Source organism: Pseudomonas vranovensis (assembly GCF_040438935.1).
In the GTDB taxonomy this organism is placed as follows: Bacteria; Pseudomonadota; Gammaproteobacteria; order Pseudomonadales; family Pseudomonadaceae; genus Aquipseudomonas; species Aquipseudomonas vranovensis.
In genome coordinates, this window is the sequence record NZ_CP159259.1 from 1,661,508 (window position 1) to 1,675,358 (window position 13,851).

General features: G+C 60.0%; 14 protein-coding genes. 7 read left to right on the top strand and 7 right to left on the bottom strand.

Going from position 1 to position 13,851, the window contains the following annotated elements; genetic code table 11:
• Position 1: 1 nt before the first annotated feature.
• Positions 2-727: a thioredoxin family protein gene (locus tag ABVN19_RS07845; RefSeq protein ID WP_028942085.1), complete on the bottom strand. Its 726-nt coding sequence runs from the start codon at positions 725-727 to the stop codon at positions 2-4.
• 129 nt (positions 728-856) lie between these two features.
• On the bottom strand, positions 857-1,987 hold the full coding sequence (locus ABVN19_RS07850) for a hypothetical protein (protein WP_028942086.1): 1,131 nt from the start codon (positions 1,985-1,987) through the stop codon (positions 857-859).
• A 435-nt stretch (positions 1,988-2,422) separates the two neighbouring features.
• Between ABVN19_RS07850 and ABVN19_RS07855 the strand changes: the two genes are divergently transcribed.
• The 4 genes from ABVN19_RS07855 (at position 2,423) to ABVN19_RS07870 (ending at position 7,003) form a co-directional block, all read left to right on the top strand.
• The gene (locus ABVN19_RS07855; RefSeq protein ID WP_051270419.1) at positions 2,423-2,923 is read left to right on the top strand and encodes a hypothetical protein; all 501 of its coding nucleotides are present in this window, start codon (positions 2,423-2,425) and stop codon (positions 2,921-2,923) included.
• Positions 2,920-3,357, top strand: coding sequence for a hypothetical protein (locus tag ABVN19_RS07860; protein ID WP_146117355.1), 438 nt, complete (start codon positions 2,920-2,922; stop codon positions 3,355-3,357). Before ABVN19_RS07855 ends, ABVN19_RS07860 begins: the two co-directional genes overlap by 4 nt.
• Before the next feature lie 63 nt (positions 3,358-3,420).
• The gene (locus tag ABVN19_RS07865; protein WP_105642849.1) at positions 3,421-4,668 is read left to right on the top strand and encodes an IS256 family transposase; all 1,248 of its coding nucleotides are present in this window, start codon (positions 3,421-3,423) and stop codon (positions 4,666-4,668) included.
• A 250-nt stretch (positions 4,669-4,918) separates the two neighbouring features.
• Positions 4,919-7,003 carry an EAL domain-containing protein gene (locus ABVN19_RS07870; RefSeq protein ID WP_105641383.1) on the top strand — a complete coding sequence of 695 codons (2,085 nt, stop codon included), beginning with the start codon at positions 4,919-4,921 and terminating at the stop codon, positions 7,001-7,003.
• Between the two features lie 4 nt (positions 7,004-7,007).
• On the opposite strand, the gene ABVN19_RS07875 is transcribed toward ABVN19_RS07870, so the two are convergent.
• Positions 7,008-7,268, bottom strand: coding sequence for a DUF1652 domain-containing protein (locus ABVN19_RS07875; protein ID WP_028942088.1), 261 nt, complete (start codon positions 7,266-7,268; stop codon positions 7,008-7,010).
• Between the two features lie 332 nt (positions 7,269-7,600).
• On the opposite strand from ABVN19_RS07875, the gene ABVN19_RS07880 reads away from it, so the two are divergent.
• Positions 7,601-8,857, top strand: a complete 1,257-nt coding sequence (locus ABVN19_RS07880; RefSeq protein WP_028942089.1) for an aminotransferase class I/II-fold pyridoxal phosphate-dependent enzyme — start codon at positions 7,601-7,603, stop codon at positions 8,855-8,857.
• On the opposite strand, the gene ABVN19_RS07885 is transcribed toward ABVN19_RS07880, so the two are convergent.
• Genes ABVN19_RS07885 through ABVN19_RS07895 form a run of 3 tightly spaced genes read right to left on the bottom strand, consistent with a single transcriptional unit; the run spans position 8,783 to position 10,888 of the window.
• A complete protein-coding gene (locus tag ABVN19_RS07885; protein WP_105641382.1) occupies positions 8,783-9,430 on the bottom strand; it encodes a DUF1345 domain-containing protein in 648 nt (215 codons plus the stop codon). The genes ABVN19_RS07880 and ABVN19_RS07885 overlap by 75 nt on opposite strands.
• Positions 9,431-9,486: 56 nt before the next feature.
• Positions 9,487-10,653 carry an NnrS family protein gene (locus ABVN19_RS07890; RefSeq protein WP_105641381.1) on the bottom strand — a complete coding sequence of 389 codons (1,167 nt, stop codon included), beginning with the start codon at positions 10,651-10,653 and terminating at the stop codon, positions 9,487-9,489.
• Positions 10,640-10,888, bottom strand: coding sequence for a hypothetical protein (locus tag ABVN19_RS07895; RefSeq protein WP_028942092.1), 249 nt, complete (start codon positions 10,886-10,888; stop codon positions 10,640-10,642). Before ABVN19_RS07895 ends, ABVN19_RS07890 begins: the two co-directional genes overlap by 14 nt.
• 177 nt (positions 10,889-11,065) lie before the next feature.
• Between ABVN19_RS07895 and ABVN19_RS07900 the strand changes: the two genes are divergently transcribed.
• Positions 11,066-11,980, top strand: coding sequence for a tyrosine-type recombinase/integrase (locus tag ABVN19_RS07900; protein WP_028942093.1), 915 nt, complete (start codon positions 11,066-11,068; stop codon positions 11,978-11,980).
• Positions 11,981-11,992: 12 nt separating this feature from the next.
• Here ABVN19_RS07900 and ABVN19_RS07905 read toward each other — a convergent pair whose 3' ends face one another.
• The gene (locus ABVN19_RS07905) at positions 11,993-13,003 is read right to left on the bottom strand and encodes an AraC family transcriptional regulator (protein ID WP_028942094.1); all 1,011 of its coding nucleotides are present in this window, start codon (positions 13,001-13,003) and stop codon (positions 11,993-11,995) included.
• A gap of 276 nt (positions 13,004-13,279) precedes the next feature.
• Here ABVN19_RS07905 and ABVN19_RS07910 point away from each other — a divergent pair, with 276 nt between their 5' ends.
• Complete coding sequence (locus ABVN19_RS07910) at positions 13,280-13,846, top strand: alpha/beta hydrolase (RefSeq protein ID WP_028942095.1); 567 nt, start codon at positions 13,280-13,282, stop codon at positions 13,844-13,846.
• The last annotated feature ends 5 nt before the right edge of the window (positions 13,847-13,851 follow it).

Sequence of the window (13,851 nt, forward strand, 5' to 3'; positions counted from 1 at the left end):
GTCAATCATGGCAGCAATGGGAGGTGTCGCTTGCCCCTTCATAGCGGTCGTGATGGCGGACCCAGTCCATGGTGCCTTCCTCGTTGCGGCCCTTGGGCATCAGGTCGAGGAAGTTGTAGGCGCCCACCAGGATATCCAGGCCACGCGCGTAGCTGGAATAGGTATGGAAAATCGTGCCGTCGGCATCGCGATAGAACACGCTCAGGCCCGGCAGTTCGGTTTCCTCGCCCGAGTAGGGTTCGTAGTTGTACTGACTGTTGCCGTCGTCGCTGACGCTGACACCGAAGGCCTGGTTGAAGTGGCTGCCATGGGACGAGACCCAGGGAAACTTCCAGCCCATGCGTTGCTTGAAGCCCTGGAACTCGGCAAAGGGCGCGCGGGATACGGCTACCAGTGACACATCGTGATGAGCGAGGTGCAGGTTGGCGCCGTCGAAATGATCGGCCAGGAACGAGCAGCCGCCGCAGCCTTCGTCCCAGCCGTCGGCGAACATGAAGTGGTACACCAGCAATTGGCTGCGACCGGCGAACAGGTCAGCCAGGCTCATTCGGCCTTGCGGGCCTTCAAAACTGAAGTCCTGATCGACCCGGACCCAGGGCAGGGCGCGGCGGGCCTTGCTCAACTCGTCGCGCTGGTGGGTCAGGGCTTTTTCGTGCAGTAGCAGCTGGCGGCGGGCGGCGAGCCACTCGCTACGCGAGACCACCTGGGGGTTGTGGTAGTTGTCCATGGGTACGCTCCGGTGGGGGAATGTACTGATGGTCGTTTGCGGGAAGGATGAATCGACATCGCGGGATCGGGGACTGATGAACGGTTCCAGAGGACACCACGACCTTGCACAGCATCTGTTGGCGAACATTCACAGTCGATAGCCACCCCCGGCAGCCCCTTCGTGCAACGCAGCCTGCAGATGCGCATACAGTGCATTGGCTTCCTCCGTTGCAATGGACCTGGAGCTATCGCGCAACACTACCCGAAGCAGCACATTCTCCTGGCCCGGCAGCAGCCCCAGGCGTTCGATGGCCTGGCTGGGAAGCTCATCCACCGACCAGCGTCCCTTGACCTGCATTTCTTCGATCCAGCCGGCCTTGTCCGCGGCTGCGTGCAGCATCTTCTCTGTCAGCGCTTCTTCTGTCTGGCCGGGTGTGACGGCAAGCGAAATATCCCGTGTGATCGACGGCAAGCGTGAAACCGGTTTCCACGGCAGCAAGTCATGCATCTGCGCGCGGACCCTTGGATGCTCATCACGCAGCAGGCGAATATCGGGAATGCCCTTGCGAAGCATGGTCAGTCGGTCCAGGCCCATCCCCAGGGCCAGCCCGCCATGTGTGCTTGAGTCGATGTTCAGCCGATTGAGGAGTGAGGTGGCAATGCAGCCACACTCAAGGACTTCGACAGGCTGCCCTTGCGTCAGCAGGTTCACCTCGATCCCTCCGTCGGTGTAGTGATGCGGGCTATCGCTATGGGTCCAGGCCGCATCAGGCACAGCGATCTTCACGATATCCCCGACCATTCGCAGCAGCTCAGAGCGAGATGACAGGCAAGGATCACCCAAGACCCAGATGTCCATTTGATGAGGTTCGGCACAGTGCCAGCGATCGCGGGTATCACGCCTGAAGGTGATGCCCGGGGCGGCGATCATCAGGGTTTCACCCGGCTTCCTGGCCTGTGCCGCGGCCTGCAGTGCCGGTGGGATCTGGCTGGTGGTCTGGGTGCGCAGCAACGAGCGGTCGTCGACCCAGCGCGTATGGGCGCTGCCCAAGGTTGTTTCGTCCGGGCTGTACCCCAGCAAGCCGTAGTTGTCTTGCGCGGACACGATGCGCGGGCCGGTGACCTGCTGTGCTGCTGGCCAACCCAACAACTTCAAGCCGCTGACGATCTCGCTCATCAAGAGGTAAATGGCGTGAGGGGTAGGAGTGGCTTCTGTCAGGTCGCTTAGTCCGAGCGCTTGATTGAGCTTTTCGTTGGGAATGAAGTTTTTTATAGGCATGTAGAACCTGTGCGAACTTTATTTGAATGGTGAGTTGTTTGGTTGTTTCGGTTGAACAATCTAGGTCTCCGGATACTGAATGGCAACGGAGGGGCGTAAAAAAGGAAGTTTCGTTCAGAAAGGTACTACATGTTTTTCGTGGGTGCGCTTAGTCAGCTGGCTGATTCGATTTTGTAAATAACAAAATGAAATACATATTGCCTGGGAAGTGCTTGCTTGCCCGTCGGGGTCGTACTAAATCTAGTACCACCTCTCGCTGTGAGGGGCTTTCAAAGGGAGATCGTAGTTATGCTCAATGTAGGTGGTAAATTGAACCGGCTGGCTTCAGGGCCAGATAATTTTGGCTGGGCTCCTCTTGTTTGGGCTCATGCTGAAGACTAAAAGCGAGTGATGATAAAGAGGGCGACCTCTTTATCATCAATGCAAGGAGGTCGAATGTCTTCCGTCAAAGGTATATTTGATTGGGTTGTGAAGGAGGAGGCAGTGATTGTTACTGACTCTGCTGAGTATGTTTCCCATTTGTTGGGGAGAGGTGTGCATGCCGAGAATATTCACGATATGGAAATTCTGCCGGCAAAAAGTATAGTGCTGTCGTTCTCCAAGGGAGCGTCAAAGCGTGCGTTTGAGATTGCAAAAATCTCTATCGAAAAGGAATGTATTTTTTGTGCTTTGCACGTATTTGAAAGCTCTCTAAGTCATGCGGATTATGCATTAAGTCTATTGGCTGGTAGTGATTTTTATTCTTCACTTGAAAGCCAGAAAAAAATACTGGCTAAGCTTGATGTGGTGGACAGATTTCAAATTTTAGGACGGGGAGCGAAGGGGGAAATAATTCTTAGGCCTGGCGCTACTCCTTATGCAATGATCTTGGATGACGTCAAAAAAATTATATTCATTCAGTTGCTGAGTTCTTCGAGGTGCATTATGCGCACATGAGCCCTCGAGAGCAGTGTCCGTTTAGTTTTACGGGGATGGTGGCTGTATCAGGAGTACTGACAGTCATTAGGAACGAACACTGGGAGAGGGCAGCGGAGCTGAAGGAAAGTCTTACGCACCTTGCGCAAGAAGTTGTTGAGTATGAGGCGGTTTTAGTAGTGATCAATAATGTAGTTGAATCTTTCTCTGTGGGTGGAAAGGAATACTCTCCTTTGCTGGCACTTGCTGCGGGCGATCGAGGGTTGGCGCTTACAGAGTTTGCGGTTGGTGTGAATAAAGAAATTTGCGATGTGATCGACTACGGCGTCAATTCCCAGATGAATGAAGGTGTTGAAGGTATTCATGTGGCAATTGGCGACGGCTCCACGGGCTTTCACATCGATTTTCTGAGCCCGGCGGTGAAGGTCATTTTTGGGGGTGGGGAATCTGCTTAGTACCTTTGGTTGGGGGTGTCAGAAATTTTGTGTTCGGGCATAACATGAGTAAGAGGTGCATGTATGCCAACCAAAAAGAAACCCCTGCGTGACCTACCAAAAATCCCCAAGGAGCTGCTCGAGCAGTTCGGTGAAGGGCTGATGACCGCAGAGGCTATCGAAGACGCTTCTGCGGCCTTCAAGAAGGCTTTGATTGAGCGAGCATTGAGTGCTGAGCTCGGTCACCACCTGGGGTATCCGCCGGGCGCGCAGCGCCCAGAGGATGAAACCAACCAGCGCAACGGCAAAACGGGCAAGACGGTTTTGACAGGGGATGGCCCGCTGCGGCTGGAGATTCCCCGTGATCGGGATGGCAGTTTTGCCCCCATTCTGATCCCCAAGCATGAGCGGCGTTACACCGGTTTTGATGACAAGATCATCGCCATGTATGCCCGAGGCATGACCGTTCGAGAAATCCGCGCTTTCCTCTCTGAGCAATACGGGACGGACGTTTCCCATGACTTCATCAGCTCAGTCACTGACGAGGTGATGGAGGAAATTGGTGCGTGGCAACAGCGACCGCTTGAGCCGATGTACCCAGTCATTTTCTTCGATGCGCTGCGGGTCAAGATCCGCGAAGAAGGCCTTGTCCGCAACAAGGCGATTTACTTAGCGCTGGGTGTTTTACCCGATGGAACGCGCGATATTCTTGGCATCTGGATCGAAAACACTGAGGGTGCGAAGTTTTGGATGAAGGTATTCAACGACCTCAAGACCCGCGGCGTAGAAGACGTGCTGATAGCCGTTACCGACGGTCTCAAAGGCATGCCAGAGGCGCTAAGTGCAGTGTTTCCGGCGACAACGCTGCAAACCTGCATCGTCCACTTGATCCGCAACAGCCTCGATTATGCGGCGTGGGATAAGCGCCGTGAGCTGGCCAAGGCGCTTAAACCGGTCTATCAGGCCATCACCGCAGAAGCGGCTGAGGAAGCACTGGGTGCCTTTGAAAATGGCCCTTGGGGAAAGCAGTACCCAGCGGTCGTGGCGGCCTGGAGACGAGCTTGGGATCGAGTGATCCCATTTTTTGTCTTCCCACCTGCCATTCGAAAAGTGATCTATACGACCAACGCTATCGAAAGCATCAACGCCCAGCTACGCAAGATCATCAAAACGCGAGGCCACTTCCCGACTGATGACGCAGCGACCAAGCTGATCTGGCTTGGGCTGCGCAACATTACGGCAAACTGGGGCTCGGCGGCGCATGATTGGAAAAATGCGATGAATCAATTTGCGATTCTGTACGGAGATCGATTTATCAGGCCGACCTGGTAAAAGCCTGGCCTGCCTGGCGGCAGGCCGTTATCGGCCCGCACACAAAAAAACTGACACTCTCCTTTGGTTAGCGTCCATTCCCAGTATTGGTAAACGCCCTCGTGAGCAGAGGGCTCCACTACGTTTGGCACCGCTGACCTTTCCCTTCCCACCACCGAAAACCCCGTGCGTTTCGCCAAAGCTTGAGTACAATCATCGGTTTTCCCCCGGGCCTGCTCAGTGCCTGGTTTCAAGGGTTGTGGAAGGCCTCATGCTGATCGGTAGTTACTCTTCTTCGCTGGTGTTGATTTCCCTTTGCGTGGCCATTCTTGCCTCTTATACCGCACTCGACCTGGCGGGTCGGATTGCCACCGCCAAGGGCCGTGCGGTGTACCTGTGGATGACCGGCGGGGCGCTGGCGATGGGCGTGGGGATCTGGTCGATGCACTTTATCGGCATGCTCGCATTCAACCTGTCGATCCAGCTGGGTTATGACCTGGCACTGACCTTGTTGTCGTTGCTCATCGCCGGCCTTTCTTCTGGCTTTGCCTTGTGGCTGGTCAGCCAGCCAAGCCTGCCCTGGCTGCAACTGGCGCTCGGCTCGCTGGTGATGGGGGCCGGCATCAGCAGCATGCATTACACCGGGATGGCGGCGCTGCTGATGCAACCCGGTATCGACTACGACCCGCAACTGTTTGCGCTGTCGCTGGTGATTGCGGTGGGGGCGTCGGCAGCGGCGTTGTGGATAGCCTTCCGGCTGCGCCAGCAAACCCTCTATGTGCGGCAGATCCGTGGTGCTGCTGCGGTGGTGATGGGGGTGGCGATTGTCGGGATGCACTATACCGGCATGGCGGCGGCGAATTTCCCCGAAGGCAGTTTCTGTGGTGCGGTGGGCAGCGGCCTGAGTGGTGATGGCCTGGATTACCTGGTGCTGATTACCACCCTGTCGGTGCTGGCGGTGGCGCTGCTGACATCGGTGCTCGATGCACGCCTGGAAGCACGTACGGCAGCGTTGGCGCAATCGTTGACCCTGGCCAACCAGGAGCTGACCCAACTGGCCCTGCATGACACCCTGACCGGCTTGCCCAACCGCACGTTGCTGGCCGATCGCATCGAGCAGGCCATCAGCAAGGTGACAGAGCAGGGCGGTTACTTTGCAATGATGTTCATCGACCTGGATGGCTTCAAGCCGGTCAACGATGCCTTCGGTCACCACATGGGCGACCTGTTGCTCAAGGAAGTAGCGATGCGCTTGCGCGGTCACCTGCACAGCCAGGACACCCTGGCCCGCATCGGTGGCGATGAGTTCGTGCTGCTGGTGGAGTTGCAGGAGCCGGACGACGCCGTAGGGGTCGCGGCCAAACAGGTCAACCTGATTTCCCGTGCGTTTCGCGTGGCCGAGCAGAACCTGCAGATTTCGGCGAGTATCGGCATTGTCCTGTACCCGGGCAACGGCACCGACCAGCATGAGCTGTTGCGCAATGCCGATGCGGCGATGTACCACGCCAAAAGCGCGGGCAAGAATGGCTACAGCTTCTTTGATGTGTCGATGAACAGCAACGCGCGCCTGCAACTGCAATTGCTCCAGGACTTGCGCATGGCGTTGGAGCAGGGCCAGTTCCGCCTCTATTACCAACCCAAGTTCGATGCCCAGAACTGTCTGCCGATTGGTGCCGAGGCATTGTTGCGCTGGGAGCATCCCCAGCATGGTTTGCTGTTGCCGGATCGCTTCATCGTCCTGGCAGAAAAGACCGGCTTGATCATCCCCATCGGTGAATGGGTGCTCGACGAAGCCTGCCGGCAGATGCGCGCCTGGATCGACCAGGGGCATGCCGACTGGCGTATCGCGGTCAACCTGTCGGCCATCCAGTTCTGTCATGCCGGATTGGTGGAAAGCGTGGCGCGGGTCTTGGCGCGGCATCAGTTGCCGGCCAACAGCCTGACTCTGGAAATCACAGAAACCACTGCCATGCGCGATGCCGATGCCAGTATGGCGGTGTTGCAGCAGCTGTCGGACATGGGGGTGGACCTGTCGATCGACGACTTCGGCACCGGCTACTCGAGCCTGATGTACCTCAAGCGCTTGCCGGCCAACGAATTGAAGATCGACCGCGGCTTTGTGCGCGATCTCGAGCAGGACAGCGACGATGCCGCCATTGTTTCGGCGATTGTCGCCCTGGGGCAGGCGCTGGGCCTGCGGATTGTCGCCGAGGGCGTGGAAACCGACCGTCAGCAGAACTTCCTGACCCGCCTTGGTTGCGACTCATTGCAGGGCTATCTGCTCGGCCAGCCCATGCCGGCCGAGCGCTTCATCGTCGATATCGAGCGTACGCGCAAAGCGATGGCGGTGAGCTGATCGCTCAGCCGACCGCACGCAGGTTGCAGGAAGGCTCGAAGGCATCGAGTTCGGCTTCGACCGCCTCGATGATGCGTTCGACATCGGCGGCCGGCATGACGGTGGCACACGGGATGCCGGCAATGGCTAGCAGCGTTTCGCCGGTGGCGCGGTCGAACAGGCGGGCGACCATGCTGCGCGGGGCGTCCATGCTGGCCTCGAAACCCAGCGGGTGAAAATGCCAGCGCATTACCTGGCAAGCGTTGGGAAAGGTAAGCTTGTTCATGCCGGCCTCCTTGTAGGGTGAACAACAGGGTGATCGGGTCGAGGTGGCTGCAGGCCATGGGACCTTGCGAGAATCCTAAACATAGCACTGCTGAGGTCAGTGTCTGCCCGCGCAAGTGACGGTTTTGCGATTCTTTGAACCAGGTCTCGGTCAGGGTGCTGCCGGCCTGGATCAACCGTCCGCAACGGCAAACGTTTGCCGGCAAAGTTTCCCCCCGTAGGCGCTGGCTGTTCTGCTATTTTTACCGGCAGTCGGCTGGGATGCTTGCCTGGGAGACTTTCAGACAAACGGCCAGAACAACGGCGCGCCAGGTTCAGTCAAGGAGACCCGCCATGCGTTATTCCGCGCTCACCCATCGTATCGCCGGTGACGGCGCTGCTGCCTGGAACATCCACTACCGCGCGGTCGAGTTGCAAAGCCAGGGGCGGGAGATTTTTCTGTTGTCGATTGGCGACCCGGATTTCGATACTCCGCAGCCGATTGTCCAAGCCGCCATCGACAGCCTGCGTGCCGGCCATACCCATTACGCCGATGTGCGCGGCAGCCTGGGGCTGCGCCAGGCCATCGCCAGCCACCAGGCCCGCCATAGCGGGCAGCCGGTCGAACCGCAGAACGTGGTGGTACTGGCGGGGGCCCAATGTGCGCTGTACGGCGTGGCGCAGTGCCTGTTCGATCCGGGCGACGAAGTGATTGTGGCCGAACCGATGTACGTCACCTACGAGGCGGTGTTCGGCGCCTGTGGTGCTCGGGTGGTACCGGTGGCGGTCAAGCCCGAGCAGGGCTTTCGGGTAGACCCTGCCGATGTCGCCGCACGGGTCACGCCGCGCACCCGCGCGCTGTTGTTCAACAGCCCGCATAACCCAACGGGCGCCAGCCTGCCTCGGTCCACCTGGGAGCACTTGGCACAGATCTGTATCGACCACGACCTGTGGTTGATCAGCGATGAGGTCTACAGCGAACTGCTCTACGAGGGGCAGCACTTCAGCCCCGCCAGCCTGCCGGGCATGGCCGAACGCACGGCGACCATCAATAGCCTTTCCAAGTCCCACGCCATGTCGGGCTGGCGGGTCGGTTGGGTGATCGGGCCCCAGGTGCTGGGCGAACACTTGAGCAACCTGGCGCTGTGCATGCTGTATGGGCTGCCGGACTTTATCCAGAATGCGGCCCAGTTGGCGCTGGAGCAGGACCTGCCCGAGGTGCGGCAGATGCGCGACATCTACCGCGAGCGCCGCGACCGGGTCTGTGCAAGCTTGGCCGATTGCCCTGGCGTGGGGGTACACACGCCTGACGGTGGCATGTTCGTGATGATCGATATCCGTGAAACGGGCCTGGGCGCCCAGGCGTTCGCCGAGCGCCTGCTGGAGGACCATGGGGTATCAGTGCTGGCCGGCGATGCCTTTGGGCCCAGTGCTGCCGGGCACCTGCGCCTTGGCCTGGTGCTCGACAGCGAGCGCCTGGAGCAAGCCTGCCGTCGCATCGCCCAGTGCGCCATGCAAGCACTGGAAGGTCGGGCTTCAGTTGAGCAAGGCAGCTGCCATGTTGATGGTAAAGCCCAGTATCGCAGTGTTGAACACAAAGCCTACCAGTGAGTGGGCCAGCACCACCCGACGCATCTCGCGCCCGGCAACCCCCACATCCGAGGTTTGCACCGCCACGCTCAAGGTGAATGAAAAATAGTGGAAATCCCAGTAGTCGGGGTGGCGTTCACCGTCGCTGAAGCGCAGTAACGGCGCGTGCGCGGTGGCGGTGTAGAACAGATGGGCGTAGTGCAGGCTGAAGATGGTGCCGATCAACAACCAGGAACCGGCCACGGTGAGGCCGGTGAAGGCGTAGTGCGCCAGGGTGGGGCCGTCGTTCAGTTTGGCGCCGGCCACCAGTTGCAAGGTTACCGCCGCCAGGCTTGCTATCGCGGCAATGCTGACAGTAAACAGAACCAGGCCGGCGTTCTCGTCCTCGATGCTGGCAACTTTGCGTACCTTGTCGGGATTGGCAGTCAGGCTCAGCCACAGGATCAGCAGCACGTAGAGCCAGACGCCGAGGTTCCAGCCAACCAGTACATGTTCGATCCAGTCGTTTGCCGGAATCAGCCAGCCGCCCAGTACACCGGCGAGGGCAGCGAGCGTCAGGCGTGGGTGGCTGCGGGACAGGCGGTGAAATGCCATGGGGCCTCTGCGCGAAGGGACTCTGGCAACTGTAGCCCATCTGACTGCGCCCGGGCTCAACCCGGTTTGCCATCGACCCGAGCCGCCCAGAGGATCGGCGCGTAATGGCGCACGAACAGTGCAAATGCCAGCACCCAGCACAGTGCCGACAGGCCCAGCCCCCAATGGCTGAAGGGCACCACGCCGATCCGCAGTACTGCCGCCAGTTGCACCAGGACAAAAGCGCCAACAATCGCCGCGGGCACCTGCAGCGGCCTGCCGGTATGGCCCAGGCTCACCCGTGCCATCATCGCCACGATCATCGCGCTCATGGCGCCGACACTCAGGGCATGGCTGGCCAGGCTCTGGTTCAGGCCCAGCTCCAGGTGCCATGCCGCCATCCCCAGGCTTGCCAACAGTAACCACAGGTAGGCCAGGTGCAGTGACCACAGCAAGGGCACCTTGCGCACCCCCGGTGTGTACCAGCGCCACAGCCGCAGCCCATGCAAGACACACAGCAACAGGAATGCACCAGCCATCGGCAGCGACGGCGCATCACTCAGGCCTGCTGCCGTCAGTACCGCCACGCCAAGGCTGCTGGCCAGTGTCAGGCGCTCAAGCCAGGCTTTCCCCGCCGGCTGTGCAGCAAGACCAAGCCCGCGCTGGGTGAAAAACGGAATGACCCGCCCGCCAAGCACGGTCATCAACGCCCCGATCAACCACAGCCCGGCCAGCGCGCCGCGCCGTTGCAGTGCCTCATCAGCCTGCAGCAGCCCGCCCAGGGCCATCCACTGGCAGCCGGCAATCAGTAACACCATGACGACAATCGGGTAGTTGTTGCGCAGCTTGCGGCGGATTATCGGCCTGGCGAGTGCAAGCGCAACCAGTGGTAGAAACACTGCTTGCAACAGCACCAGGGCGGGCAGGGGCAGGGGGCTGAACCAGGCCAGGCGACCCAGCAGCCAAAGCAGCACCAGGGCCAGCAGCGGGCGGCCCTTGAGCCCCGGCAGGCCGCTCCAGTTCTGCACCGCCGTCAGCAGGAAGCCGGCAATGATCGCCGCGCCAAAGCCGAACAGCATCTCGTGCCGATGCCAGGCCAGCATGCCGCCGGTGGGTTCAGGGTTGATCGCCCCCGCCAGCCACAGCGCCCAGAGCAAGATCGCCAGCAAGGCGAAAGCGCTGCCCGCCAGAAAGAACGGGCGAAAGCCCAGTCGCCAGAGTGGCAGTTGTTCAAGCCAACGCATGAGGGCACTCCTTGTGCAGTTGATGGTGCGCGACCAGGCGTAATATGTAACCCACCTTGAGCAGGGTCGGCCCGAGGATCACCAGGCTATGGCCCAGTACCTGGGTGGCGATGGTCAGGTGTGCCTGCCAGCCGTAGGCAAGCAACAGACCAACGGTCAACAGGGCAAGCCCGCCCGATAGCAGGTAGCTAGATACCAGCAACAGGTGACGGGAATGACTGAACAGGGTGGCCATGATTTTGCCCTCAATCGATTCTGGTAGGACTGATGAGGTACTATCACGAAACGTGCCAGGTATAAACCTCTTGTCTATCAAGGGCCTGCTCATGATGTGGGTCATATTGACCCTGGTTGATTCGAGTCAGAATGACCTGATGCAGTCATTCTGACTCAGCTCTACAGGATTTCCGGTTTGTCCGATTCACTGCACAATCCCTTGCTGCAATACCTCGCGCGTTTGGCGCCTTCCAGCCAGCTGACCATGAAGTACATCCTCCAGGATGCCGCCGACCGGCTGGGCTTCGAGGATTGCGACATCGCCGAGGTGCCCTGGCACCAGCTCGAACCGGGTCATGTCACGGCCCTGGTCGCTGCCTTGCGGGCCGACGGCTATGCACCCAACACCTCGTCGCTGTACGTCAACGCCGTGCGCGGCGTGATGAACGAAGCCTGGCGCCTGGGCCTGATCGACCAGGAACAGCTGTTGCGAATTCGCACGGTCAAGCCGACCCAGGGCACACGACTGCCAACCGGACGCAACCTCAAGCGCAGCCTGATCCGCGAGCTGATGGATGCATGCGCCGCCGACCCCCGGCCGCAGGGATTGCGTGATGCCGCAGTGATCGCCTTGCTCTATGGCACCGGCATGCGCAAATCCGAGTCGGTCAACCTGAGCCTGGCCCAGGTCGATTTCAACGAGCGCAGCCTGCAGGTGCTGGGCAAGGGCAACAAGCAACTGATCAAGTACGCGCCCACCTGGGCCTTCGACAAGCTGAATGCCTGGTTGGCTTTTCGTCGCGAACACCTGCCAGAGGGCCAGGCAGACGACGACTTCCTGTTCAATCGAATTCGTCGCGGCAGCCACATTACCCGCGAGCGCATTACCAAGCATGCGATCTACTACATTGCCCGCCAGCGCGGCACCCAGGTGGGGGTCAAGATCATGCCCCATGATTTTCGCCGTTCGTTCATCACTCGGGTGATCGAGGAGCACGACCTGTCGATTGCCCAGAAGCTGGCACACCACACCAACATCCAGACCACCGCCAACTATGACATGCGTGATGACAACGAACGGCGTCGCGCCGTGGACCGCTACGACTACTAGCGGCCTGCGGGTTCAGCGCATCTGCACGCCGTGCTGGGCCCGCCAGCTGGCTGGCGGCATACCGAACTGGGCGATGAACCAGCGAGTGAACGAGCTGGGCATCGAGTAGCCGAGCATGTCGGCGATGCGCCCCAGCGAATAGTTGGGGTTTTCCAGGTAACGGATTACCAGGTCGCGACGCACGCCGTTGACCAGATCGCTGAAAGTCACGCCACTTTCCTCCAGGCGCCGTTGCAGGGTGCGCACGTTCATGCCCTGGGTCTGCGCCACCTGTTCAATGGTGGCGCGACCCATCGGCAGCAACAGATAGATGGTCTTGCGCATCTCCAGTTCCAGCGACAGCTTGCCGCCTGCCTGCAGGGTATCCAGGTAGCGCTGCGCCAGCCGGGCCATGGCCTCATTGGCCAGCGGGTTGGCGGTGTCGAGGTCGGCCGCCGGGCAGACGATGCCGTTGAACTCACTGCCAAACACCAGCTTGCAGCCAAAGATACGCCGGTGAATCGACAGGTCGGCGGGGGCGGCATGGGTGAAGTTTGCGCTGATCGGATGCCAGTGGGCCCCGAGCAGGGCAGCACAGAGGCGCAGCATCACACCAATGGCCAGCTCGATGGACTGGCGCCCCCGGTGAGGCAGGTCGCTCACCACTTCTTCACGAATGATCACGGTCTTGCCGGCTTCTTCTATATGAATGGCCAGGGCGTCGTTGAGTAAATGGCGGTATTGCACGATGACTTGAAGCGCATCGCGCAGGGTGCGCTGGTGGCTGAGCAGCAAGCTGATTTCACCGAAATCCGACAACTGGCGCAGCTCGGCCATGCGCAGGCCGAAGGTTTCACAGCCACTGACCTGGGCAGACTCTTCCAGCAGGGTGATCACGCTGGCCACCGGCAGGCGTTGGTTGGGGTCGTCGAGCAGGGCAGCGCTCAGGCCCACCTGGGCCAGCAAAGCATGGGGGTTGAGCCCCAGGTGACGGGACACTTCGAGGTAATTGGTCAAGCTTGCAGCACGTACGAGGGCGGTCATTTTATTGTTTTCCACGCATTCTCATCAGGCGACCCGCTTCTGCGGCGGGTCGCTTCTTATAGCCTGTGTGTCGTCAAATGAGAAGCCGTTTTATGCCCGTTGGTGCGACGCAAATGCCTTGTGTACTGGCGCTTCGGTCGCCTGCCTTTGCCTTTGTCATCAAATGAAAAGTCACTGACGCTCAATGTAAAGCGCCTTGCAGGTGGGGTGATTACTGTGACGCCACAAGCGCTCGACAACACTCGCGAGCGGACTGTTCCGAGCAAAGGTACCGACGTGGAAAAACTGCATACCGCCGCTACTGTTCTGATCGTTCCCGGCCTGCGTGATCATGTGGCCGAGCATTGGCAGACCTTGCTCCAGGCGCGCCTGGCCAAGGTCCGCTCGGTGCCACCGCTACAGGTCAACGGGCTCGACTGCACGGCACGGGTCGAGGCGATCCAGCGCGAGATCGAGCAGATCGACGGCGATGTGCTGCTGGTGGCGCACAGCGCCGGGGTGCTGATGGTTGCCCATTGGGCCGCGCGTTATCAGCGCCCGATCAAAGGGGCGTTGCTGGCCGCACCTCCTGACCTTGAAGCGGCATGGCCGGACAACTACCCAAGCCCCGATAGCCTGCGCGCCAATGGCTGGAGCCCGCTGCCGATCACGCCACTGCCGTTCCCGAGCATCGTCGCTGCCAGCAGTAATGACCACCTGGCCAGCCTCGAAGCCGCCAGTGCCATGGCCCGTGGCTGGGGCAGCCAACTGCTGGAGCTGGGTGCGGTCGGCCACCTCAATCCCGCCGCCGGATTTGGCCCCTGGCCCAAGGCCGAGGCCCTGATTCACATGCTCGACCGCTAACGCCT